24 protein-coding genes are annotated in these 21916 nt (G+C 65.6%); 16 read left to right on the top strand and 8 right to left on the bottom strand.

What is annotated here, in order from left to right; genetic code table 11:
- The first annotated feature begins 158 nt into the window (after positions 1-158).
- From ACEQX1_RS11625 to ACEQX1_RS11615, 3 genes are all read left to right on the top strand, one after another.
- The gene (locus ACEQX1_RS11625; RefSeq protein ID WP_024350440.1) at positions 159-707 is read left to right on the top strand and encodes a MarR family winged helix-turn-helix transcriptional regulator; all 549 of its coding nucleotides are present in this window, start codon (positions 159-161) and stop codon (positions 705-707) included.
- On the top strand, positions 704-1438 hold the full coding sequence (locus ACEQX1_RS11620) for a response regulator (protein WP_370194574.1): 735 nt from the start codon (positions 704-706) through the stop codon (positions 1436-1438). Before ACEQX1_RS11625 ends, ACEQX1_RS11620 begins: the two co-directional genes overlap by 4 nt.
- A gap of 177 nt (positions 1439-1615) precedes the next feature.
- Positions 1616-2911 carry an ATP-binding protein gene (locus ACEQX1_RS11615; RefSeq protein WP_188075852.1) on the top strand — a complete coding sequence of 432 codons (1296 nt, stop codon included), beginning with the start codon at positions 1616-1618 and terminating at the stop codon, positions 2909-2911.
- 9 nt (positions 2912-2920) lie between these two features.
- On the opposite strand, the gene ACEQX1_RS11610 is transcribed toward ACEQX1_RS11615, so the two are convergent.
- The 4 genes from ACEQX1_RS11610 to ACEQX1_RS11595 form a co-directional block, all read right to left on the bottom strand.
- Positions 2921-3265 carry a tRNA-binding protein gene (locus ACEQX1_RS11610; RefSeq protein ID WP_370194586.1) on the bottom strand — a complete coding sequence of 115 codons (345 nt, stop codon included), beginning with the start codon at positions 3263-3265 and terminating at the stop codon, positions 2921-2923.
- A 24-nt stretch (positions 3266-3289) separates the two neighbouring features.
- A complete protein-coding gene (gene proC / locus ACEQX1_RS11605; RefSeq protein WP_370194573.1) occupies positions 3290-4102 on the bottom strand; it encodes a pyrroline-5-carboxylate reductase in 813 nt (270 codons plus the stop codon).
- Between the two features lies 1 nt (position 4103).
- Positions 4104-4604: a YbjN domain-containing protein gene (locus tag ACEQX1_RS11600; protein WP_009210236.1), complete on the bottom strand. Its 501-nt coding sequence runs from the start codon at positions 4602-4604 to the stop codon at positions 4104-4106.
- A 279-nt stretch (positions 4605-4883) separates the two neighbouring features.
- The gene (locus tag ACEQX1_RS11595) at positions 4884-5168 is read right to left on the bottom strand and encodes an accessory factor UbiK family protein (RefSeq protein ID WP_035694822.1); all 285 of its coding nucleotides are present in this window, start codon (positions 5166-5168) and stop codon (positions 4884-4886) included.
- A 288-nt stretch (positions 5169-5456) separates the two neighbouring features.
- Here ACEQX1_RS11595 and lgt point away from each other — a divergent pair, with 288 nt between their 5' ends.
- From lgt to ACEQX1_RS11530, 13 genes are all read left to right on the top strand, one after another.
- Positions 5457-6335 (top strand): prolipoprotein diacylglyceryl transferase, encoded by an 879-nt coding sequence (lgt, locus tag ACEQX1_RS11590; protein WP_370196847.1) that lies wholly within the window; start codon positions 5457-5459, stop codon positions 6333-6335.
- Positions 6332-7474, top strand: a complete 1143-nt coding sequence (locus ACEQX1_RS11585) for a class I SAM-dependent methyltransferase (RefSeq protein ID WP_370194571.1) — start codon at positions 6332-6334, stop codon at positions 7472-7474. Before lgt ends, ACEQX1_RS11585 begins: the two co-directional genes overlap by 4 nt.
- A gap of 33 nt (positions 7475-7507) precedes the next feature.
- On the top strand, positions 7508-8308 hold the full coding sequence (gene pgeF, locus ACEQX1_RS11580) for a peptidoglycan editing factor PgeF (protein ID WP_370194570.1): 801 nt from the start codon (positions 7508-7510) through the stop codon (positions 8306-8308).
- A 6-nt stretch (positions 8309-8314) separates the two neighbouring features.
- On the top strand, positions 8315-9463 hold the full coding sequence (locus ACEQX1_RS11575; RefSeq protein ID WP_370196846.1) for a M24 family metallopeptidase: 1149 nt from the start codon (positions 8315-8317) through the stop codon (positions 9461-9463).
- Between the two features lie 148 nt (positions 9464-9611).
- Positions 9612-10424: a hypothetical protein gene (locus ACEQX1_RS11570; protein WP_370194568.1), complete on the top strand. Its 813-nt coding sequence runs from the start codon at positions 9612-9614 to the stop codon at positions 10422-10424.
- Positions 10425-10589: 165 nt separating this feature from the next.
- Positions 10590-11522 (top strand): ribose-phosphate pyrophosphokinase, encoded by a 933-nt coding sequence (locus ACEQX1_RS11565; protein WP_370196845.1) that lies wholly within the window; start codon positions 10590-10592, stop codon positions 11520-11522.
- Between the two features lie 119 nt (positions 11523-11641).
- The gene (locus tag ACEQX1_RS11560; RefSeq protein WP_370194566.1) at positions 11642-12190 is read left to right on the top strand and encodes a hypothetical protein; all 549 of its coding nucleotides are present in this window, start codon (positions 11642-11644) and stop codon (positions 12188-12190) included.
- A gap of 173 nt (positions 12191-12363) precedes the next feature.
- Positions 12364-13023, top strand: coding sequence for a 50S ribosomal protein L25/general stress protein Ctc (locus tag ACEQX1_RS11555; protein WP_230784606.1), 660 nt, complete (start codon positions 12364-12366; stop codon positions 13021-13023).
- A gap of 47 nt (positions 13024-13070) precedes the next feature.
- Entirely contained in the window at positions 13071-13805 is a 735-nt protein-coding gene (gene pth, locus ACEQX1_RS11550; protein ID WP_370194565.1) for an aminoacyl-tRNA hydrolase, read from the top strand.
- Between the two features lie 115 nt (positions 13806-13920).
- Positions 13921-15024 carry a redox-regulated ATPase YchF gene (ychF, locus tag ACEQX1_RS11545; protein ID WP_370196844.1) on the top strand — a complete coding sequence of 368 codons (1104 nt, stop codon included), beginning with the start codon at positions 13921-13923 and terminating at the stop codon, positions 15022-15024.
- An 85-nt stretch (positions 15025-15109) separates the two neighbouring features.
- Complete coding sequence (locus tag ACEQX1_RS11540; protein ID WP_370193707.1) at positions 15110-15562, top strand: MaoC family dehydratase; 453 nt, start codon at positions 15110-15112, stop codon at positions 15560-15562.
- The gene (locus tag ACEQX1_RS11535; RefSeq protein WP_370193706.1) at positions 15559-16029 is read left to right on the top strand and encodes a MaoC family dehydratase; all 471 of its coding nucleotides are present in this window, start codon (positions 15559-15561) and stop codon (positions 16027-16029) included. The genes ACEQX1_RS11540 and ACEQX1_RS11535 overlap by 4 nt, the downstream gene beginning before the upstream one ends.
- A 228-nt stretch (positions 16030-16257) precedes the next feature.
- Positions 16258-18597: a putative bifunctional diguanylate cyclase/phosphodiesterase gene (locus tag ACEQX1_RS11530; RefSeq protein ID WP_370196843.1), complete on the top strand. Its 2340-nt coding sequence runs from the start codon at positions 16258-16260 to the stop codon at positions 18595-18597.
- A gap of 34 nt (positions 18598-18631) precedes the next feature.
- On the opposite strand, the gene ACEQX1_RS11525 is transcribed toward ACEQX1_RS11530, so the two are convergent.
- The 4 genes from ACEQX1_RS11525 to ACEQX1_RS11510 all read right to left on the bottom strand — a co-directional run bounded on the left by ACEQX1_RS11525 (position 18632) and on the right by ACEQX1_RS11510 (position 21903).
- Positions 18632-19171, bottom strand: coding sequence for an adenine phosphoribosyltransferase (locus tag ACEQX1_RS11525; RefSeq protein WP_188075853.1), 540 nt, complete (start codon positions 19169-19171; stop codon positions 18632-18634).
- A 20-nt stretch (positions 19172-19191) separates the two neighbouring features.
- Positions 19192-19518 carry an antibiotic biosynthesis monooxygenase gene (locus ACEQX1_RS11520; protein ID WP_370193704.1) on the bottom strand — a complete coding sequence of 109 codons (327 nt, stop codon included), beginning with the start codon at positions 19516-19518 and terminating at the stop codon, positions 19192-19194.
- A gap of 134 nt (positions 19519-19652) precedes the next feature.
- A complete protein-coding gene (locus ACEQX1_RS11515) occupies positions 19653-20525 on the bottom strand; it encodes a cytochrome c1 (protein WP_370196861.1) in 873 nt (290 codons plus the stop codon).
- 79 nt (positions 20526-20604) lie between these two features.
- Entirely contained in the window at positions 20605-21903 is a 1299-nt protein-coding gene (locus tag ACEQX1_RS11510) for a cytochrome bc complex cytochrome b subunit (RefSeq protein ID WP_370196860.1), read from the bottom strand.
- Between the last annotated feature and the right edge of the window lie 13 nt (positions 21904-21916).

The following is a 21916-nucleotide window of genomic DNA, read 5'->3' as shown; positions in this document are numbered from 1 at the left end:
TCGTGGCTTGTCTGCCGACTGCGTCCGGTCTTCCCTGACGCGGACAGCCCGAAGCCGACAATGGGCCGGGAGGGGAATGGTCGCAAGCGACGGTTTCCACTCTCGCAGGCAAGGTGTAACAATGGAACCAAATTACGTCAACACTGCTGACCTAAATTATGGATGCCGCCCTGACCTCCGATGATCGCGTGCCGGACGCCGAGGACGCGATCGTGCGAGAGCCGCTGCCCACACGGGGCGAGCTCGATTTTCGCATGATCGAGCTGCTTTTCTTCGCCTATCGGGAATTCACGACGGACGCGGACTCGATCCTGATGCGCTATGGTTTCGGCCGGGCCCATCACCGGGTGCTGCATTTCGTCAACCGCGATCCGGGGATGACCATCGCCGAACTCCTCGATCTGCTCCAGATAACCAAGCAGTCCCTGTCGCGGGTGTTGCGCCAGTTGATCGACGGCGGCTTCGTGCGGCAGATGCCCGGCGTCGAGGATCGGCGCCAACGCTGTCTGTTCCCGACCGAACGCGGGCGCGAATTGACGCTGGAACTGTCGCGGGCGCAGGCGCGGCGCATCGAGGCGGCGCTCGGCAACACCTCGCCGGGCGATGCCGGACCGATCGGCGCCTTCCTGATGGAGATGGCCGACGATCGGCCGACGACGCGCGAGTGGTTCAGGAAGAAGGGCATCGACCGAAAGGAGCCGCTATGAGCGAGATGACGGAGACGACGGCGGTGCAACGGCAGGCCCCCTCGCCGCTCGGCGACGACGCGCCCCATATCCTCGTCATCGACGACGATCGCCGGATCCGCTCGCTGCTGCTGCGGTTCCTCAGCGAACAGCAGTTCCGGGTCTCCGTGGCGGCGGATGCCGGCGAGGCGCGGCGGATCCTGGAAGGGCTCGACTTCGACCTCCTGGTCGTCGACGTGATGATGCCTGGCGAAAGCGGCATCGAGCTGGTTCGATCGCTGCGCACCAACCGGCAGGCGCCGGTGCTGATGCTGACGGCCCGCTCGGAAACCGAGCATCGCATCGAGGGCCTGGAAGCCGGCGCCGACGACTATCTGGCCAAGCCTTTCGATCCGCGCGAATTGCTGCTGCGGGTCAACAACATCCTGCGGCGCGGCAGCCAGGCGCCGATCCAGAAGCTCGAGCATATCCGTTTCGGTCCCTTCACCTTCTCGCTTTCCCGCTGCGAACTGAAGCGCGGGGGCGAGATCATCCGGCTGACCGATCGCGAAAAGGCGATGATGTCGCAATTCGCCGGCAATCCGGGCGAGACGATCCCCAGACAGGATCTCCTCGGCGACGAAACCGAGGTCGGCGAGCGCACTGTGGACGTCCAGATCAACCGTCTGCGACGCAAGATCGAGGGCGATCCGGCCAACCCGCTCTGGCTTCAGACCGTGCGCGGCATCGGCTATCGCCTGAACACGGACTGAGCAGGCATCATGTCGGTTCTCGGACGGCTCATGCAGCAACGGCCCCGGTGGAATCCGTTCCGCCGCGATGCGACGACTGCGCAGGAGACCGGCCGGAGCTGGCGCCTCGGTCGGCCCCCGTCCCTCGACATCTGGCGGGGTCCCCTGCGGCCGATCCCGCGGATCATCCAGCGCTATATGCCGAAGGGGCTCTATGCGCGCTCGCTGATCATCATCATGGCGCCGGTCGTCCTTCTGCAGTGCGTCGTGACCGTGGTGTTCATGGAGCGCCACTGGCAGCTCGTCACCCAGCGCCTGTCGGAGGCGGTGGTGCAGGATATCGCCGCGATCACGGCGCTGGTGCAGACGCGGCCGCCGGGCTCGGACTACAGCGACATCATCCGCATCGCGCGCAACAATCTCGACCTCAACGTCTCGGTGCTGCCGGCCGAGCCGCTGCCGCCGCCTGCCCCGAAGCCGTTCTTCAATATCCTCGACGGCATTCTCAGCGAGGAACTGACCCGGCAGATCGGCCGCCCGTTCTGGATCGACACCGTCGGCAATTCCAAGATCGTCGAGATCCGCATCCGGCTGGACGACCGGGTGATGCGGATCTTCGCCACGCGCAACTCCGCCTATGCGTCCAACACGCACATCTTCCTCGTCTGGATGGTCGGCACGTCGCTGGTGCTGATGATCATCGCCGTGCTGTTCCTGCGCAACCAGATCCGGCCGATCCAGACACTGGCGGCTGCGGCGGAAGGCTTCGGCCGCGGCCAGCCGATGCCACCGGACTTCCGACCCCGCGGTGCATCAGAAGTCCGGCGCGCATCGCTCGCCTTCATCCAGATGCGCGACCGGATCGAACGGCAGATGGAACAGCGGACCGCCATGCTGACCGGCGTCAGCCACGATCTGCGGACCATTCTCACCCGCTTCCGGCTGCAGCTGGCGCTGCTCGGTGAAGGCGAGGACCAGGACGAGCTCAACGCCGACGTCGACGAGATGCAGCGCATGCTGGAGGGCTATCTGGCCTTTGCCCGGAACGAGGCGGCCGAGGAGATCGGCGAGCTCGATCTGGCCCCGATGCTGACCAAGTTTCGCAACGAAGCCAAGCTCAAGGGCAAGCATCTGGAACTGGTGATCGACGGTGACCCGCGCATCGCGGTGCGACCGGATTCCTTCACGCGCATGGTGACCAACATCGTCACCAATGCCATGCGTCACGGCGATCGCGTCAAGGTCGCGGCAACCCACGAGGATCGCTGGCTGACCATCACGGTGGAGGACGACGGGCCGGGCATTGCGGCCGAACAGCGCGAGGAGGTGTTCAAGCCCTTCGTGCGCCTCGACACCGCGCGCAACATCGACAGCGGCGGCACCGGGCTGGGCCTGGCCATCGCCCGTGACATCGCCCGCAGTTTCGGCGGCGACATCCTCTTGTCGGATTCCAGGCTCGGCGGGTTGCGGGCGCTGATCCGCGTACCGGCCTGAGCATTTGCCTCAGTAGAGGCGGCCCCCCTCGGGGACTTTTTGGCTCGGGCCGATCAGCACGACCTCGCCATCGGCGTCCGGCACGCCGAGGGTGAGCACCTCTGACATCATCGGGCCAATCTGGCGCGGCGGGAAGTTGACGACCGCCAGCACCTGCCGGCCGACCAGCTCTGCAGGCTCGTAGTGCCGGGTGATCTGTGCCGAGGATTTCTTGCGCCCGAGCGGGGCCCCGAAATCGATCGTGAGCTTGATCGCCGGCTTGCGCGCTTCGGGGAACGGTGCCGCCTCGACGATGGTGCCGACACGGATGTCGACCTTCATGAAGTCGTCGAAGCCAATCTGCGCAGATGGCATGTCGTCTTTCTGGGCGCTCACACGCTACTCCTTCGACAGAGCTTCGGCCCGGTCGCGCGCCGCGCGCACGGCCCGCTCCATCAGCGGGGCCAACCCGTCCTCGGCCATCAGAACGTCGAGAGCCGCCTGGGTGGTGCCGTTCGGCGATGTCACGTTCTGGCGCAGCGTCGCTGGCGTCTGGTCCGAGCGGATCATCAGTTCACCGGCACCGGCGACCGTATGGCGGGCCAGACGCATGGCGAGATCGGCCGGCAGGCCTGCCGCCTCGCCCGCCTTCGCCAGGCACTCGGCCAGATGAAAGACGTAGGCCGGCCCGCTGCCGGAGACCCCGGTCACCGCGTCGATCAGCGTTTCCACCTCGACCCACTCCACCGGCCCGTTGGCCGACAGCAGATCGTCGGCCGTCTCGCGACCAGCCGCATCGACCCGCTCATTGGCAAAGGCACCGGTCACGCCGCGCCCGATGAGCGCCGGCGTGTTCGGCATGGCCCGCACCACCGGATGCTCGCCGAGCAACCCCTCGATGGCGGCGATGGTCGTACCGGCGGCGATCGAAACCACGAGGCTGTCCGATGTCAGCGCGTCGCGCAGGTCTGGCAGCGCCGCGCCCATCATCTGCGGCTTCACAGCCAGCAGGGCGACGTCGAAGGTCTCCTGCGGCACGGACGTCGCGTGACGCACGCCGTAGCGTTCGATCAGCGGCCGCAGCGTGTCGCCGACCTTCGGATCGACCACCAGCACCCGGGCCGGATCGAGCCCCTTGTCCAGCCAGCCCCCGAGGAGGGCCGCCCCCATGTTGCCGCCGCCAAGAAGCAGGATGCGCTGGGCCGTTGCCATATCAGGCCTCGCCCTGGGTCTCGAACAGCGCGCAAGCCAGCGCTTCCTGCGCCGTCTTGTCGGCCCAGATGACGAACTGGAACGCCTGGTAGAACCGCTCGCAACTTTCCAGCGCACTGGTCAGCATGCGCTCGGCCTGCTGGCTCGTCGGCTCCGCACCGCCGGACAGGAGCAGGGCATGGCGGAACATCACCGCATTCTCGTTCTGCCAAAGGTCGAAATGGCCGACCAGGAGCTTCTCGTTGATTGAGGCGAGGAGCTGCAGGACCTCGGCGCGGCGGTGCGCCGGAATGCGAAGATCGAACGCGCACCCCAGATGCAGCGCCTCGATATCCTCGACCCAGGAGAAGGAAACCGAATAGTCGGTCCAGACGCCAGCGACAGCGACCGCAAGCTCGTCGTCGCAGGATCGTTCGAATGCCCATTCCCGCGCAGACGCAACCCATTCGATCATGTCGACCGGGTTGGATTGGCGCAGTGTGGCAAGTTCAGTCAATTGCATGGTGAGTCCCCGTATTCGCATCGGCGGGATCACCATTTGCCGCAACGGCTCCCACCGGGAGTGAGACACCGCTCCGTGTCGAATCACCCTTATGAATCAGCATATAGACGGGGAGTCGCCGGCTTAAGGGGATTAAGGAATTATTCACCACTCGGTGGATTCAAGCGGGATCGCCGGTCGCTCGCGGCGAGTCTTAAGCGACTCTCGGCAAAGGCTTTTCGGGCGCATTGAGCAACGCCCGAAACCTGTTGATAGGCTGTGGAGAACTCGGCTGGACGCTCAGTTGGCGTCGCCGGTTCCGGCCATTCGGGCTTCCAGATCGGCAAGCCGCTTCTTCAGCGCCTCGTTTTCCGTGCGCGCCTTCACGGCCATGTCGCGGACCGCTTCGAACTCTTCGCGCTGCACGAGGTCCATCTGGTTCAGAAGCCGCTCGCCCTGCGCGCGGAAGACGGTCTCCATCTCGCGGCGCACGCCCTGCGCGGCACCTGCCGCATCGGTCATGACGCGGGCGAACTCGTCGAGCATCCGGTTGGGGCCTTGGCGGCCGGGGCCTGTCCTGGACATGAATGGGTCTCCGTTTTGCGCCATCGCGCGTTCTCTTCGGGGTTGAGGTAGAGAGCGCCGGGGACGATGGCAATGGCGACCGGGCCGGCTTGCGGCAGTGGCAGCCTGCCTGAACGGTGACCATCTTCAGATGGCAGTGCACGCGATGGTGAAGGCTTGAGGGCCACACAGGGAGGACGGTAGCGATCGCCGGCGCCGGCCCACGCTTGACCCTGTGAAGGTCGCGGGCCAAGGTCGCGCCGCTTCTGCAAGGGCGCCAAGCGCCCGCTTTCTCCCAATGGCGGACCGATGCTCACCCTCCCCTATCTCGGTGTCCTGACCTATCCGCAGATCGATCCGATCTTCCTGGATCTCGGACTGATCCAGTTGCGCTGGTACGGCCTGTCCTACGTCGCGGGCATTCTCTGCGGATGGCTCTACGGTCGCCATCTGGCGGGCAACACGCGGCTCTGGCCGAATGGCGTCTCGCCGGTCACCAAGCTGCAGATCGACGATTTCATCCTCTACATCACGATCGGCATCGTGGTGGGAGGCCGGCTCGGCTCGGTATTTTTCTACGAATTCGAACGCTACGTCGCCGATCCCCTGGCGGTGTTCCGGGTCTGGGAAGGCGGCATGGCGTTCCATGGCGGCCTGATCGGCGTGGTGGTGGCGATCGCGGTGTTCTGTCGCGTCTACAAGGTGCCGCTGTTCAGCCTGATCGACATCGTCGCCGCCTCGGTGCCCTTCGGCCTGTTCTTCGGGCGCATCGCCAACTTCATCAACGGCGAATTGTGGGGCGCGCCCACCATGGTACCCTGGGCGATGGTCTTTCCCGATGCCGGCCCGATGCCGCGCCACCCCAGCCAGCTCTACGAAGCGCTGCTCGAAGGCATTCTGCTGTTCATCGTGCTGCGGATCGCGACGCACCATTTCAAGATGCTCGGTCGTCCGCGCTTCGTCGGCGGCCTGTTCCTCTTCGGTTATGGCTGCTCGCGCATCTTCGTCGAGTTCTTCCGCATGCCGGATGTGCAACTCGGCTACCTCTATGGCGGCTGGTTCACCATGGGCATGCTGTTGTCGGTTCCGATGCTGATCATCGGCATCTGGGCCATGGCGACGGCCAGTCCCCGCGCCTACGAGCCCCAGCCGGTGGAGGACGATCAAGCGGGCACCGCCCGGCCGTGAACGCGCTTGCCCGCAAGATTGCCGAGCATGTCAGGGTCGAAGGTCCACTCGGCGTCGACCGCTACTGGAACTTCGCACTCTACGATCGCGAGCACGGCTATTATGCGCGTCGCGATCCGTTCGGCCGGGCCGGCGATTTCGTCACCGCCCCCGAGGTGAGCCAGATGTTCGGCGAGCTTCTCGGTGCCTGGGTCGCCTCGGCCTGGACCGGCCTCGGCCGTCCGGCCCCCTTTCTGCTGGTCGAATGCGGCCCCGGCCGCGGGACGATGATGGCCGACATGTTGCGCGCGCTGCGCTCCATCGCCCCGGACTGCATGCGGGCGGCCGATGTGCGGCTGGTCGAAACCAGCGACCGGCTGGCCGACGAGCAGATGCAGACGCTGGGACGCTTCGATCTGCCGATCCGCCGGGTGCGCCGCATCGAGGATCTGGAGCGCCGACCGATGGTCGTCGTCGCCAACGAACTGTTCGATGCGGTGGCGGTCCGCCAATATGTCTTCGACGGCAGCGACTGGCGCGAACGCTGCGTATCGACGACCGACAGCGGACGCTTCGAGTTCGTGCTGTGCGAAGCGCGCCCGCAGGTTTCCGATGCCGTCCGGGCGATGGGGTTGGTGGAGCCCAAGGCCGGCGCGGTGCTGGAAGTCTCGCCAGCACGCGAACGGATTGCCGCGGCCCTGGCCGAGCGGCTGGCCACGGACGGCGGCGCGGGCCTCTTCATCGATTACGGTCATTCCCGCAGCGGTTTCGGGGACACATTGCAGGCGATGCACGGCCATGCCTTCGCCGACCCGCTGGACCGCCCCGGCGAGAACGACATCACCAGCCATGTCGACTTCGACAGGATTGCCGCCCCGTTCCGCGCGAGCGGGCTTTACGTATCGCCGACGGTCACGCAAAGCGACTTCCTTCTAGCCCTCGGCCTTCTGGAACGGGCTGGCGCGCTCGGCGCTGCGCATGACGAGAAGACGCGAACGGAAATCACCGGCGCCGTGCAGCGTCTGGCGGGAACGGGCTCCGGCGATATGGGCCAGATCTTCAAGGTTCTGTGCGCTGCCTCGCGCCCAATGAGCCTGCCACCCTTCGGCCTGAACGAGGCCGGATTGCCGGACACAACCGACGGTCCCGCCGCGGATTGACTTCGCCCTGCCCCTCGACCACGATCCCGCGCCATGTCCGAAATTCGAAGCCGATCCGCGTCGCCGCTGCCTGATTCCGCCGTCGTCCGGTCGGAATGTCTGGCAGGACCAGGCATCGCCCATGCCTTTTTCACCCGCAGCGGCGGGGTCTCGGAAGGGCTCTATGCCGGGCTCAATGTCGGGATCGGCTCGAACGACCGTCCCGAAGACGTTCTGGAAAACCGAGCCCGCGCGCTCGCCACTCTGGGCAGCGCGGATCTCGCGACACCTTGGCAGGTGCATTCGGCGGACGCCGTGGTGGTGGATGCTCCCTTCTCCGGCGACCGCCCACGTGCCGACGGGATCGCCACGCGCCGCAAGGGCCTCGCCATCGGCGTCGTCACCGCCGACTGCGGGCCCGTCCTCTTCGCGGATACCGAGAACGGCGTGATCGGCGCGGCTCATGCCGGCTGGCGTGGTGCGCTGAACGGCGTTCTGGAAGCGACGATCGTCGCCATGGAAGGGCTCGGCGCCGAGCGCAATTCCATCCGTGCCGTGCTTGGGCCGACGATCACGCAGCCCAATTACGAAGTCGGCCTCGAGATGGTCGCCGAGTTCCTTGACGCGGAGCCCGCACGCGAACGGTTCTTCCAGCCCGGGCGCAGCACCGACAAGCGCCAGTTCGACCTGCCGGGCTTCATCGTTGCGCAACTGCGGGCCAGCGGCGTCGAGGGCAGCTTCGTCGACCGTTGCACCTATGGCGACCCGGACCGCTTCTTTTCCTTCCGGCGCACCACGCATCGCGGCGAGCCCGATTACGGCCGCCAGCTTTCTGCCATCGCCCTCGCGGAGTAACCTCGGATGCTGCATTTCTCACGCGACGAGTTCGACGCCCGCCGCGACCGGCTCATGCTGGAGATGGGCGAGCAGAAGCTCGACGCCCTGATGCTGTTCGCCCAGGAATCGATGTACTGGCTGACCGGCTACGACACCTTCGGCTTCTGTCACTTCCAGTGCCTGGTGGTGAAGGCCGACGGCGAGATGCAGCTTCTGACCCGCTCGGCCGATCTGCGGCAGGCGCGCCAAACCTCGACGCTGGAATCGATCAGCATCTGGCGCGACCGGGGCAGCGCCGATCCGGTCATCGAACTGCGCGACATGCTCGACGACATGGGCCTCCTCGGCGCCCGCATCGGCGTCGAGTGGGCGACCCATGGCCTGACCGCGGCCAACGGCCAGATGGTACAGGAGAGGCTCGGCTCCTTCGCCACGCTGAAGGAGGCCTCCAACCTCGTGCCGTTGCTGCGGGCGGTGAAAACCCCTGCCGAGATCGAGACCGTGCGCGAGGCTGCACGGCTCGGCGACGAGGCGTTCGATGCCGCCCTGCCGTTGATCAAGGCGGGCGCCAACGAGGCAGACATCCTGGCAGCGCTCCAGGGAGAGGTGCTGCGCCAGGGCGGCGACTATCCGGCCAACCCGTTCATCGTAGGCTCCGGCCGCGATGCCCTGCTGTGCCGGTACAAGTCGGGCCGCCGCATCCTCGACGACCAGGATCAGCTCACGCTGGAATGGGCCGGCGTCAAATCGCAGTACCACGCCGCCTTGATGAAGACGGTGATCGTCGGCCGCCCGAGCGAGCGCCATGTCGAACTGCACACGGCCGCGCGCGAGGCGCTGGATGCCGTCGAGGCGGCGATGGTTCCGGGCAGCAGCTTCGGCGACGTCTTCGATGCCCATGCGGCGGTGATGGAAGCGCATGAACTCGTCCGCCACCGCCTCAGCGCATGCGGCTATTCGCTGGGCGCGCGCTACGCGCCGTCGTGGATGGACACGCCGATGTTCTACTCCGGCAATCCTCAGCCGATCGTGCCGGACATGACCCTCTTCGCACACATGATCATCATGGATTCCGACAGAGATACGGCGATGACGCTCGGCCGGACCTACCTGACGACGACGGGTGCCCCCGAGCCATTGTCGCGGCTCTCTCTCGACCTGATTTCGGTCTGATTCAGGCGGCCGTCGCCGCCAGATTGAAGGCCCGCGCCTTGTGGCGCAGGGCTTTCGAAGAAAATCGACCGCCTTTTAACGTTATCTTGCGACTCACGGTCCACGATCCCGGTCGAACGCTGGCCGTCAGTCGCAAGGAACGAGCTCCGTGGAATCCAATCCCCGCCGCCGCGTGCCGATGATCGCCCTGACGCTCGGGATGGTCGGTCTCGGCACCAGCCTTTCCGGATGTACCGAGGCATCGATGGATTTCGGGCCCGACGGTCCGGTGCCGAGCGTCGGTATCGGATCCCTGGGCAGCGGGTCGATGAGCGCCTCCGTCCCGTCCCGGCAATTCGCCGCCGCGCCCCCACCTGCCGCCTCCAGCACCATGGGTTATCCGCAGCCGGCCATGTCGCAGCAGCCGCAGCCGATGAACCAGCAGGCCTATCCGCCGGTCCAGCAGCAGACGGTGTCCTCCGCGCCGATCGCGCCCATTCAGCAGCAGGCAGCGCCGGCCCCGCAGTCCTCCCAGCCTGTCTCAGCTGCCCCGACGACGTTGGCGGCAGCGACCGCGCCAGCGGGGCCTGCCCCCGCGTCCGTCAGCGCCAGCCAAAGCGTCGGTGAAGTGCAGTTTTTGCCGCTCGTCGGCGCGCCCGAGGAAAAGGCCGTGCTTCTGGCCCGCGCCCTGTCGGAAAGCGCTGCAGCCAAGGGCGTCACGATCCGCCCCGCCGCCGAAGCACCGTCGAGCGTGCGCCTGAAGGGCTATTTCTCGGCGTTCAACGACGGGTCCTCTACCACCCTCGTCTATGTCTGGGATGTGCTCGATGCGAGCGACCGCCGTGTCCGGCGCATTCAGGGACAGGAAAGCGTACCCGGCGCCGCCGCGGACCCTTGGGCCGCCATCGACCTGTCGACGCTCGCTGCTGTCGCCGACCGCACGCTGCAGGAAGCCGCGCAGGTCGCAACCGGCACCGGCTGAGCCTCCTCGGTGACCCGAACTTATCCCGCATTGCGAAAGGCTGCGGGTTGAAGTTTCGCGCGATGTTGCTATGAGCCCCTGCATCGAACCGGAGGCGACGGGATGGCCCACCGAAGCGGCATAGCCAAGCCGTCCCGACCGGTACCCGCTATCGGAAAGAACGCGATGAAACTCTTCAGCGGCAACTCCAACCGCGTCCTCGCTCAATCCATCGGACGCTATCTGGAATTGCCACTCGGGGAGGCCATGGTCCGGCGCTTCGCCGACCAGGAAGTCTTCGTGGAGATCAAGGAAAACGTCCGCGGCGAGGACGTCTTCATCGTCCAGTCGACGTCCTATCCGGCCAATGATCATCTGATGGAACTGCTCATCATGATCGACGCCATGCGCCGCGCCTCGGCCCGCCGCATCACCGCAGTGCTTCCCTATTTCGGCTATGCCCGGCAGGACCGCAAGGCCGGTGGGCGCACCCCGATCTCGGCCAAGTTGGTCGCCAATCTGATCACCGAGGCCGGCGCCGACCGCGTCATGACCCTCGACCTGCATGCCGGTCAGATCCAGGGCTTCTTCGACATCCCGACCGACAACCTCTTCGCCGTGCCGCTGATCGCGCGCGACGTGAAGGAGCATCAGGATCTGTCGAACCTGATGGTCATCTCGCCCGACGTCGGCGGCGTGGTCCGCGCCCGCGCGCTCGCCAAGCGTCTCGATGCGCCGCTGGCCATCGTCGACAAGCGCCGCGACCGGCCTGGCGAGTCGGAAGTCATGAACATCATCGGCGCCGTCACCGGCCGCAACGGCATCCTGATTGACGACATCATCGATTCCGGCGGCACGCTGTGCAACGCGGCCGACGCGCTGGTGCAGGCCGGCGCCAACAGCGCTTCGGCCTACATCACCCATGGCGTCCTGTCGGGCGGCGCGGTCTCGCGCATCACCGCGTCCAGCCTCAAGGAGCTGGTGATCACCGACTCGATCCAGCCGACCAAGGCGATCAACGAGGCGGCGAACATCCGCGTCGTCACCACCGCCAATCTTCTCGGTGAGGCGATCGCGCGCACGGCGTCCGAGGAATCGGTCTCGAGCCTGTTCGACTGAGCCGATCCGCGGCGGCCCGGTTGGCGCCGCTTCACGGCTGACCTTGCTGGAACGCTGGTGACCGGCCTCCCGCCGCGCTAGACTGTGCGCCTGGCCACACGGGCCATCGGACAGAAGCCATGTTCGCGCGACTGGGCAAGTTGGGCACGCAGGGAGTTGTGACGGCCACCGTCGGTCTCGTCGCCATCCTGCTTGCGATCGGCTGGGTCACCCGCGAAACCGATGCGGACCGTCCCTACCTGACGATCGCCGGCTCGAGTTTCATCTTCAATTATCGCGAAGCCGAGGCCTTCTATGGCTTCACCGCGGTCGTGCAGCGCCCGGTGAAGACCTATTCGCGCATCGAGGCGGTGTTCGAGGATCCTGGCGGCGGTCCGCCGATCCGGGTCAGCGCGAAGCTGACCGCGCGCACGACCCGCTACGGCCTGCGCACGCCTCCCTTGCGGGGGATCGTCAAGGGTCGCCCCTACCGCGTCGACGTGCGCCTGGTGCAGAACGGCGACGGGGCCGTGCTGTTCGAGGACAGCTTCACGGTCACCTCGCAGATGTCCGACGCGGTGATGCCGCCCGCGCCACTCACCGTCGGGCCGGGCTATACGCGCAATCCTGATCTGCCGGATGGGTGGAAAGCATCCCAAGCCGACAAGACTGACGCGGCCCGCCGTTAGGCCCGCCATTCACGGCGCTGCCTTGTCCATCCGCGCGCCTTGGGGTATAGGCACGGCGTCCGCGCAGACACCCTTGGAGGCAGCGCGGAGTTGAGCGGTCCCTCGCAGGTCCGCTTTTCGTCGTTTCAGGCACACCGTCTGATCGACCACCTCACAGCACGAAGGACAAAGCCATGAGCGAGACCTTTACGGTCAAGGCCGAGGCGCGCGAGAAGGTCGGCAAGGGGGCCGCCAGACATCTTCGCCGCAACGGTATGATCCCCGCAGTCATCTACGGCGACAAGCAGGACCCGCTGCCGATCGCCATCCCCTACAAGGAAACCTTCCTGGCGCTTCACGCCGGCGGTTTCATGACCCATGTTGCGACCATCGAGGTCGACGGCCAGAAGATTTCGGTCCTGCCGAAGGACTATCAGCTGGAGCCGGTCCGCGACTTCCTGATGCATGTCGACTTCCTGCGCGTCTCCGAGAAGACCCGCGTGACGGTCAACATCCCCGTGCATTTCGAGAACGAGGAAGCATCCCCGGGTCTCAAGCGCGGCGGTGTCATCAACGTCGTCCGCCACGAGGTCGAGGTCCATGCCCCGGCCAGCGCGATTCCGGAGTACTTCACGCTCGACCTGACCGGTCTGGAAATCGGCGACTCGATCCACGCCTCGGCACTCACCCTGCCGAAGAACGTCGAAGTGACGATCACCGACCGCGACTTCACCATCGCGACGATCGCCGCCCCGGCCGCCCTGCGGTCCGAGGATGACGAGGCCACCGAGGTCGAGGCCGATGCGGTCGAGGCCACCGAGGTCAGCGAAGACGGGTCCGGCGAGGACAAGTAAGTCCCAGCCTCGGCTCAACGCCGAACGAAACAGAAAGGAGCCGGGCGATGTTGCTGATCGCAGGATTGGGCAATCCCGGCTCCCGTTATGCCGGCAATCGCCACAATATCGGGTTCATGGCGCTCGACGAGATCGCCCGCGACCCTGCCTTCTCCCCCTGGTCGAAGAAGTTCTCGGCGGAGATTTCCGAGGGCCAGATCGGCGGTGAGAAGGTCGTCCTGATCAAACCCCAGACCTTCATGAACGAATCCGGCCGCTCGGTCGGCGACGCCGCACGCTTCTTCAAGCTGGAGCCGTCGCAGATCGTCGTCATCCACGACGAACTCGACCTGCCGCCCGGCAAGCTGCGGGTGAAGACGGGCGGCGGCAATGGCGGCCATAACGGCCTGCGCTCCATTGACGCCCATCTCGGCACCAAGGACTACCGCCGCGTGCGCATGGGCATCGGCCATCCGGGCAACAAGGACGCCGTCTCCCCTTATGTCCTCGGCGATTTCGCCAAGGTCGACCGCGAATGGCTGGAGCCGTTCATCGAAGCCGTCGCACGCCATGTCGACAGTCTCGCCAAGGGCGAGGACGCGGTCTTCATGAACAAGGTCAGCCTTTCCACGAGCTCGAACGAGCCATCGGGCGCCAAGGGTGCGGCCAGCGCGAGCAAGCCGGCGGGCCCGCCCAAGGGGCGCAGCCATATTCGTCAGGCGCGCGGCGCGCCGCCGCAAGTGAAGGTGCCGGACAAGGGCCCAATGGCCGACATGCTGAAGCGGCTCTTCGGCAAGGACTGACCGTCGCCGCCTTCCTGGATGGCGCCAGAGTTGACCCCTCGCCGCGAAGGCTGCAAACAGCCCCCAAGATCGGCGCGATACGCGTCAGACACGACCATCTTCGAAGGACCACCCCATGGGTTTCAGATGCGGGATCGTCGGCCTGCCGAATGTCGGCAAGTCGACGCTGTTCAACGCTCTCACCAAGACTGCCGCCGCGGCCGCAGCCAATTATCCGTTCTGCACGACCGAGCCGAACACCGGCGACGTGCCGGTTCCCGATCCGCGGCTGAAGGACATCGCCGGCATCGCCAAGTCGGCGAACATCCTGCCGACGCGGATTACCTTCGTCGACATCGCCGGACTGGTGCGTGGCGCCTCCAAGGGCGAAGGCCTCGGCAACCAGTTCCTCGCCAACATCCGCGAAGTAGACGCCATCGTTCACGTGCTGCGCTGCTTCGAGGATGACGACGTCGTCCATGTCGAGGGTCGTGTCGATCCCGTCGCCGATGCCGAGACGGTCGAGACCGAGTTGATGCTCTCCGACCTCGAGAGCCTGGAGCGCCGCATCGTAGCGACCCGCAAGAAGGCGACCGGCAAGGACAAGGAAGCGATCCAGGCCCTCCCCGTGATGGAAGCGGCGCTGGCGAAGCTGCAGAACGGCGAGCCGGTCCGCGTCCTCCTGGCCGGGATGGATGCCGAGGAGCGCAGCGAACTGAAGACGCTGAACCTCCTGACCTCCAAGCCCGTCCTCTATGTCTGCAACGTCGCCGAAGACGATGCGGCGAGCGGCAACGCCCATTCGGAAGCCGTCGCGGCGATGGCGCAGAAGCAGGGCGCCAAGAGCGTCGTCATCTCGGCCGCCATCGAGGCGGAGATCGCGCAGTTGCCCGCCGAGGAAGTCGGCGACTATCTGGAGGCGATGGGCCTGACCGAGCCCGGCCTCGACCGGCTGATCCAGGCCGGCTACTCGCTGCTCGACCTGATCACCTACTTCACGGCAGGCCCGAAGGAGACCCGCGCCTGGACGGTGCGGCGTGGCGCCAAGGCACCGCAGGCTGCCGGCGTGATCCACACCGATTTCGAGAAGGGCTTCATCCGGGCCCAGACCATCGCCTTCGACGACTTCGTCTCGCTCGGCGGCGAGGTCGCGGCCAAGGAAGCGGGCAAGGCCCGCGACGAAGGCAAGGAATACGTCGTCCAGGACGGCGACATCCTGATGTTCAAGTTCAACAACTGAGCTTGCGGGGGCCGGCGCAGATCTGCGTCGCCCCCGCGAAATTCGGCGAAAGGAGGGAGAGCCTTTTCGCCGCTGGGGAGGCCTGATGCGCACATACGAGGACTTCACGGAAGGGCTCGAGATCGATCTCGGCCCCTACCCCGTGACCCGGGACGAGGTGATCGAGTTCGCCCGCGAATTCGACCCGCAGCCCTTCCATCTCGATGAAGAGGCGGCGAAGGACACGCTTCTCGGCGGTCTGTCTGCTTCAGGCTGGCATAGCTGCGCCATGATGATGCGCATGATGGCTGACGCCTACATTCTCGATTCCTCGTCGCAGGGCTCGCCCGGCGTCGATTACGTCCGCTGGAAGCGGCCGGTCCGGCCGGGCGACGTTCTTCACGGTACCGCCCGCGTCCTGTCGCGCCGCCTGTCCTCCAAGCGTCCGACCCTCGGCATCCTCAAGATCACGACGGATCTGCGCAACCAGACCGGCGAGACGGTTCTGGAAAGCGCCTACACCCTGCTCGTTCTGACGCGGGAAGGCCTTGCCGCATGACCTTCTGGGACAGTCTGATCGTCGGCGAAGCCCGTGAGATGGGCGCGCACATCTTCCTCGCCGAAGACATCAAGCGCTTTGCGGCCAAATACGACCCGCAGGCCTTCCACCTCGATGAACACGCAGCGAAGGCTTCCGTTCTCGGCGGCCTGTGCGCATCCGGCTGGCACACCGCTGGCGTCTGCATGCGCCTGAACGTCGAAAGCCAGGTTGCGCTCGCCCGAGCATGGGTCGCCGCCGGCAACCAGCCGCCGCGCATGGGCCCCTCCCCCGGTGTGAAGAACCTTGCCTGGCCGAAGCCGGTCTATGCTGGAGATACGGTGACCTTCACCCAGACGCTGACGGGCAAGCGGGCATCTGCCAGCCGCAAGGGCTGGGGCGTCCTCGAGTTCACGACGCAAGGCGTCAATCAGCACGGCGACACCGTGTTCTCGTTCGACGGCGCTGCCTTCTGCGGAACCGACTGAGCGTCGTCGCCCGTCGCGATCCGGCGCAGAGCCTCGATCATCGCGCCTAACCGGGGCTACGGGCGGCAGCCTCAGCCGCTTCGTTCCGGTTGCCGGAGCGTGGCCCCTGCCCCCATACTTTCGACCTAAACCAATCAAAAATCTGCGATTACGCGCGCCGCTTTACGTTATGTTAGATGGCAACGGACATTGATGGGTGGATCAGTTCGTCAGCGGCACCCATCCATCATGTTCGACGCATCATCCGCCAAGCCTGCCCGGGAAGAGCCGCAAGGCCACGCCGCCGATCGTCTGCGCGGCGTGCAGCTGACGAGCATCCTCAAGACCACCCCGGTCATGATGTTCGGCAATGTGATGAACGCGATCATCATTCTCGGCATGTCATCCGGCGAGGCGTTTTCTCCCTGGGCGCTGATCTGGCTCCTAGGGCTGTCCTACATCGTTCTGGTCTCGATCCGTGCCTGGTCGCGCTTCCAGCGGCGTGCACCACTGGTCTCGGCGTCGAGCCGCGCCACCGCGCATGCTGTGCGGAACGCTTTCATCCTCGGCGCCTGGTGGGGTCTGGCGATCCTGACCTTCTACCCCTCCTCCGATGGTGATGCGAAGAGCGTCATCGCCGTGATCGCCATGGGAATGATATGCGGCGGCGGCTTTGCGCTGTCCGCGCTGAAGCGAGCCTTACAGGCCTTCATCGTCCCGCTGTTCGTCGGATCGGCGGTCGCACTCGGCGTCTCGCAAGGGACGAACGACTATTTCCTCCTGGCTCTGCTCCTGGGTTTCACCTTCATCGTCTATCGCGCGAGTTGCGCGCGCGGCGAGCTGTTGCAGGAGAATTTCGAAGGCCATCAGAAGCTCGCCGAACAATCCTCGATCATCGAGCTCCTCCTGCGCGAATTCGAGGAAGGCACCAGCGACTGGATCTGGCAGACGGATCACGCCGGACAATTGGTGCGCGGCGGCGACCGGTTCTCGCAGATCTTCGGTCGGGGGACAGACCGTCTGATATCGAACAGCGACCAGACATTCGCAGGACAAAGCCTCGATCTGTCGCCCATCGCCCAGCCGATGCTCGAACGCACCCCGTTCCGCGAGGCGATCATCGAGGTGCCCGGCCCGCAGGGGTCGGCCTGGATCGCCATGACGGGCAAGCCGATCTTCGGCCATGATGGCGCGTTCACCGGCTATCGCGGGGTGGCGTCGGATATCACCGCGACCACGCATGCCGAGCGCCGGATCGCCTATCTCGCCCATCACGACAGCCTGACCGGCCTGGCCAACCGCAGCCGGTTTGCCGAAGAGATCGACCGCATCTGCGCGTCCCCGCCGCCACACGGCCCGACCTCCAGCCTGCTCTATCTCGACCTCGACAATTTCAAGCTGATCAACGATCGCAACGGTCACCTCACCGGCGACCAGCTCCTGCGGCAGGTCGCGGCCCGTCTGCTGCGTATCGTGGAGCCGGGCGACATGGTTGCGCGGATCGGCGGCGACGAGTTCGCCATCGTCGCCCATTCGGCGCCCAATATGGCCTCGGCCGACCGTCTGGCGGCAGCCATTCTGGCGTGCTTCGCGACGCCCTTCAGCCTGGGCGCCGAATTGGCCAATGTGGGCTGCTCGGTCGGCATCGCCTTTCCGGGGCTCGATGGCGCCAATCCCGACGACCTCCTGCGCAATGCCGACCTGGCACTCTACGAGGCCAAGGCAGCCGGCAAGAACACGTTTTGCTTCTTCGAAAGCGAGATGGCACAGCGCCTGCGGGATCGGCACCGCCTCGAATACGATCTTCGATGCGCCGTCGAACGCAACGAACTGGTTCTCAACTATCAGCCGATCGTCGACAGCCGCACCCGCCAGACGCTCGGCTTCGAGGCTCTTGTCCGGTGGGAGCATCCCCTGCACGGGCGCGTCCAGCCCGACCATTTCATCCCGCTCGCCGAACAGACCGGCGCGATCTGCGGGATCGGCGCCTGGGTCCTGCGCGAAGCATGCCGCAACGCGGTCTCATGGGGCGATCATCTGACCGTGGCGGTCAATGTCTCGGTCGACCAGTTCCGGCACGGCACGATCATGGCGGATGTGGAAGACGCGCTCGCCAGTTCCGGACTTGCCGCCCAGCGGCTCGAACTGGAGATCACCGAGAGCCTGTTCATCGACGATCCCGAGACGGTCGTGGCCGTGCTGCATCGGCTGCGGGCGCTCGGCGTAAGGATCGCGCTCGACGATTTCGGAACCGGCTATTCCAGCCTCTCCTATCTGCGCAAATTCCCATTCGACAAGCTGAAGATCGACCGGTCCTTCGTCAACGCGATCAAGGACGATCGGATTGCCCACGGAATCCTGGAAACGATCCTGGCGCTCGGCCGCGTGCTCGATCTCAGCGTGACGGCGGAAGGTGTCGAAGATGCCGAACAGATCGACATCCTCACCCGGATGACCTGCAACCAGTTCCAGGGCTATTATTTCAGCCGTCCGATGGAGGCCGCCGATCTCGGCGCCTACCTCCTGCGCGATTTCTGCGCCACGGCCGAGGCGAGCCGGGCATCCTGCGCGGCTCTGGCGACCGCCTGACCGTCAAATCAGCCTGCCATCGCCGTCCGCGCCGTCAGTCGCCTTCGAATGCGATCAGCGTGCGCACTTCCACGCCGAGCGCTTCGAGCCGCTTGCGTCCGCCCAGATCGGGCAGATCGATGACGAAGCAGGCCGCGACGATCTCGGCGCCCAGTTCCCGCAGCAGCTTGACCGCGCCTTCCGCCGTCCCTCCCGTCGCGATCAGATCGTCGGTGAGCAGCACGCGCTGGCCCGGACGGACTGCGTCGCGATGCATCTCCATTTCGTCCACGCCGTATTCCAGGCTGTAAGCCACGCGGATCGTGTCGTGCGGCAGCTTGCCCTTCTTCCGGATCGGCACAAAGCCGGCGGAGAGCTGGTGGGCGAGCGCACCGCCGAGGATGAAGCCACGCGCTTCGATGCCGGCCACCAGATCGACCTGCTCGTCCCGATGACCATCGACCAGCGCATCGACGGCGCCGCGGAATGCATCCGCGTCGGCCAGAAGCGTCGTGATGTCGCGGAACTGGATGCCGGGCTTGGGATAGTCCGGGATGGTCCGGATCGCCGCGGTGAAGTCGAAGCCCTTGGCCATCGAAGCTGCCTTGCTCGTGCTCACGCGCCGTCCTCTCGTCCAATAGTCTGGATCACGTCGAATCCCTCAAACTGCGGATGCCCGTCATAGAGCGGGCGCGTACCGCCGGCCTTGCCGTGGGCGGCACGGAACGCCTCGGATCGCGTCCAGGCTTCGAACGCAGCATGATCGCGCCAGACGGTGTGCGAGGCATAGAGCGTGTGCTCTTCGCCGGCCGGCCCCTTCAGCATATGGAACTCGACGAAGCCCGGCACGTCCTGCAGCCGGGATTCCCGGTTGAGCCAGAGTGCCTCGAACTCCTGTTCGGCGCCCGGCAGCACCCTGAAGCGGTTCATCGCGATATACATGCAACGCGTCTCCTCGGCTGAAGTGGATCATGCGAACGGGTCGGCAGGCCATATGCTGCCCTTGCACCGGCGCAGGAAAAAGGGGGCCGTAGCCCCCTCGATTCCGTCATCGTTCACGTCGTCGTCGACGACGATCAGTGCGGCGTACCCGCCCATACCCGGCGCTTCACCAGGAACAGCATCGCGGCGAAGATGATCAGGAAGACCATCACGATGAGGCCGGTTGCCTTGCGCTCGACCATGTGCGGCTCGGCGGCCCACATCATGAAGGCGGTCACGTCGCGCGAATACTGATCGACGGTCTGGGGCGCCCCATCCGGATACTCGATCAGGTCGTCCGACAGCGGCGGCGGCATCGCCAGAGCGGGGCCCGAGATGAAGTACGGGTTGTAGTAGGTCCCCGGCTGGATCGTGATATCGGCCGGCGCCTCTTCGCCGTATCCGGTCAGGAGGGCATGGATGTAATCCGGGCCGCCTTCGGCATACTGGGTGAAGATGTCGAAGACGAAGGTCGGGAAACCCCGCTCGACGGCGCGCGCCTTGGCGAGCAGCGAGAAGTCTGGCGGATGCGCACCGCCATTGGCCGCGGCGGCGGCTGCCGGGTTAGGGAACGGCGCCGGGAAGTAATCCGACGGGATACCGGGCCGCTCGAACATCTCGCCGGAATCATCCGGGCCGTCCTGGACGGTGTATTCGGCGGCGAAGGCCTTCACCTGGGCTTCGCTGTAGCCGAGATCGGTCAGCGTGCGCATCGCCACGAGGTTCATCCCGTGACAGGAAGCGCAGACTTCCTTGTACACCTTCAGACCGCGCTGCAACTGGCCGAGGTCGTAATGACCGAACGGGCCGGCAAAGCTCCAGCTCATCTCTTCCGGCTTGCGAAGCGGGTAATGCGGCGTTTCGCCGTGCCCCTCTTCGGCTGCCGCACCCTCGGCTGCCGTGCCTTCGACCTCGGCCTGGGCCTCGACCGCTTCCGGCTGTGCGTCCTGAGCCATCGCCACCGACATCGGAGCGGTGAAGACGCCGGCCGCGAGCAGGGCTGACAATAGTCTAATCATGGAATGTTCTCTCCGAAGCCGTCCGAGCTCAGCCTTTGGTCTCTGGTGAAGCAGTCGCGCCGGCCGGCCGACCGCTGCCGCCATGCTTGGCCAGCACGGCCTCCGTGATCGAGTTCGGCAGCTTCTTCGGCTTCTCCACGAGACCGAGGATCGGCAGGATGATCAGGAAGTGCGCGAAGTAGTAGATCGTGCCGATGAGGGCGAGCGTCGGGTAGATGCCCTCCGCCGGCTTCGCACCGAGCCAGCCCAGGAATACGCAGTCGAAGGCGAAGACCCAGAACAGCACCCGGTAGATCGGACGATAGGCAGCCGAGCGCACACGCGAGGTATCGAGCCACGGCAGGAAGAACAGGACGATGATCGATCCGAACATCACCAGCACGCCGCCGAGTTTGGAGTCGATCGGGCCGATGTTGAAGGTGATGGCGCGCAGCATCGCGTAGAACGGCAGGAAGTACCATTCCGGAACGATGTGAGCCGGCGTCTGAAGCGGGTTCGCCTCGATGTAGTTGTCGGGATGGCCGAGGAAGTTCGGCAGGTAGAAGACGAAATAGGCGAAGATCGCGAGGAACACGACCATCGCGAAGCCGTCCTTGACCGTAGCGTGCGGCGTGAACGGAACCGTGTCCTTCGACGACTTGACCTCGACGCCGGTCGGGTTGGTCTGGCCGGTCACATGCAGCGCCCAGACGTGCAGGATGACGACGCCGGCGATCATGAAGGGCAGCAGGTAATGCAGCGAAAAGAAGCGGTTCAGCGTGGCGTTGTCCACCGAGAAACCGCCAAGCAGCAGCTGCTGGATCGGCTCGCCGATCAGCGGGAAGGCGGTGAAGAAGCCGGTGATCACCGTGGCGCCCCAGAAGGACATCTGGCCCCAGGGCAGGACGTAACCCATGAAGGCGGTCGCCATCATCAGGAGGAAGATGATCACGCCGAGGATCCAGAGCACCTCGCGCGGCTGCTTGTACGAGCCGTAATAGAGGCCGCGGAAGATGTGCAGATACACCGCGATGAAGAAGAACGACGCGCCGGTGGCGTGCATGTAGCGCAGCAGCCAGCCCCAGTTGACGTCACGCATGATCTTCTCGACCGACTCGAAGGCGATGCCCGAGGAGGCCGCATAGTGCATGGCCAGCACGACGCCGGTGAGGATCTGCGAGACCAGGAAGATCGCGAGGATGCCGCCGAAGGTGTAGGCGTAGTTCAGATTGCGCGGCGTCGGATATGCCACGAAGGAATCGTAGACGAGGCGCGACAGCGGCAGACGGGCGTCCAGCCACTGCATGACACCGCTCGACGGCACGTAGGAAGAATGACTGCTCATTATGGGTAACCTTCTC

The sequence above is a fragment of the Aurantimonas sp. genome (genome assembly GCF_964217435.1).
In the GTDB taxonomy this organism is placed as follows: Bacteria; Pseudomonadota; Alphaproteobacteria; order Rhizobiales; family Rhizobiaceae; genus Aurantimonas; species Aurantimonas coralicida.
The sequence above is the reverse complement of the archived record's forward strand: the minus strand, read 5'-3'. Positions and strand labels throughout refer to the sequence as shown.

Coding starts and splice junctions, on each gene's coding strand:
- ACEQX1_RS11625 (WP_024350440.1), top strand. CDS start 159: ATGGATGCCGCCCTGACCTCCGATGATCGCGTGCCGGACGCCGAGGAC.
- ACEQX1_RS11620 (WP_370194574.1), top strand. CDS start 704: ATGAGCGAGATGACGGAGACGACGGCGGTGCAACGGCAGGCCCCCTCG.
- ACEQX1_RS11615 (WP_188075852.1), top strand. CDS start 1,616: ATGCCGAAGGGGCTCTATGCGCGCTCGCTGATCATCATCATGGCGCCG.
- ACEQX1_RS11610 (WP_370194586.1), bottom strand. CDS start 3,265: ATGCCATCTGCGCAGATTGGCTTCGACGACTTCATGAAGGTCGACATC.
- proC (WP_370194573.1), bottom strand. CDS start 4,102: ATGGCAACGGCCCAGCGCATCCTGCTTCTTGGCGGCGGCAACATGGGG.
- ACEQX1_RS11600 (WP_009210236.1), bottom strand. CDS start 4,604: ATGCAATTGACTGAACTTGCCACACTGCGCCAATCCAACCCGGTCGAC.
- ACEQX1_RS11595 (WP_035694822.1), bottom strand. CDS start 5,168: ATGTCCAGGACAGGCCCCGGCCGCCAAGGCCCCAACCGGATGCTCGAC.
- lgt (WP_370196847.1), top strand. CDS start 5,457: ATGCTCACCCTCCCCTATCTCGGTGTCCTGACCTATCCGCAGATCGAT.
- pgeF (WP_370194570.1), top strand. CDS start 7,508: ATGTCCGAAATTCGAAGCCGATCCGCGTCGCCGCTGCCTGATTCCGCC.
- ACEQX1_RS11575 (WP_370196846.1), top strand. CDS start 8,315: ATGCTGCATTTCTCACGCGACGAGTTCGACGCCCGCCGCGACCGGCTC.
- ACEQX1_RS11565 (WP_370196845.1), top strand. CDS start 10,590: ATGAAACTCTTCAGCGGCAACTCCAACCGCGTCCTCGCTCAATCCATC.
- ACEQX1_RS11560 (WP_370194566.1), top strand. CDS start 11,642: ATGTTCGCGCGACTGGGCAAGTTGGGCACGCAGGGAGTTGTGACGGCC.
- ACEQX1_RS11555 (WP_230784606.1), top strand. CDS start 12,364: ATGAGCGAGACCTTTACGGTCAAGGCCGAGGCGCGCGAGAAGGTCGGC.
- pth (WP_370194565.1), top strand. CDS start 13,071: ATGTTGCTGATCGCAGGATTGGGCAATCCCGGCTCCCGTTATGCCGGC.
- ychF (WP_370196844.1), top strand. CDS start 13,921: ATGGGTTTCAGATGCGGGATCGTCGGCCTGCCGAATGTCGGCAAGTCG.
- ACEQX1_RS11540 (WP_370193707.1), top strand. CDS start 15,110: ATGCGCACATACGAGGACTTCACGGAAGGGCTCGAGATCGATCTCGGC.
- ACEQX1_RS11535 (WP_370193706.1), top strand. CDS start 15,559: ATGACCTTCTGGGACAGTCTGATCGTCGGCGAAGCCCGTGAGATGGGC.
- ACEQX1_RS11530 (WP_370196843.1), top strand. CDS start 16,258: ATGTTCGACGCATCATCCGCCAAGCCTGCCCGGGAAGAGCCGCAAGGC.
- ACEQX1_RS11525 (WP_188075853.1), bottom strand. CDS start 19,171: ATGGCCAAGGGCTTCGACTTCACCGCGGCGATCCGGACCATCCCGGAC.
- ACEQX1_RS11520 (WP_370193704.1), bottom strand. CDS start 19,518: ATGTATATCGCGATGAACCGCTTCAGGGTGCTGCCGGGCGCCGAACAG.
- ACEQX1_RS11515 (WP_370196861.1), bottom strand. CDS start 20,525: ATGTCGGTGGCGATGGCTCAGGACGCACAGCCGGAAGCGGTCGAGGCC.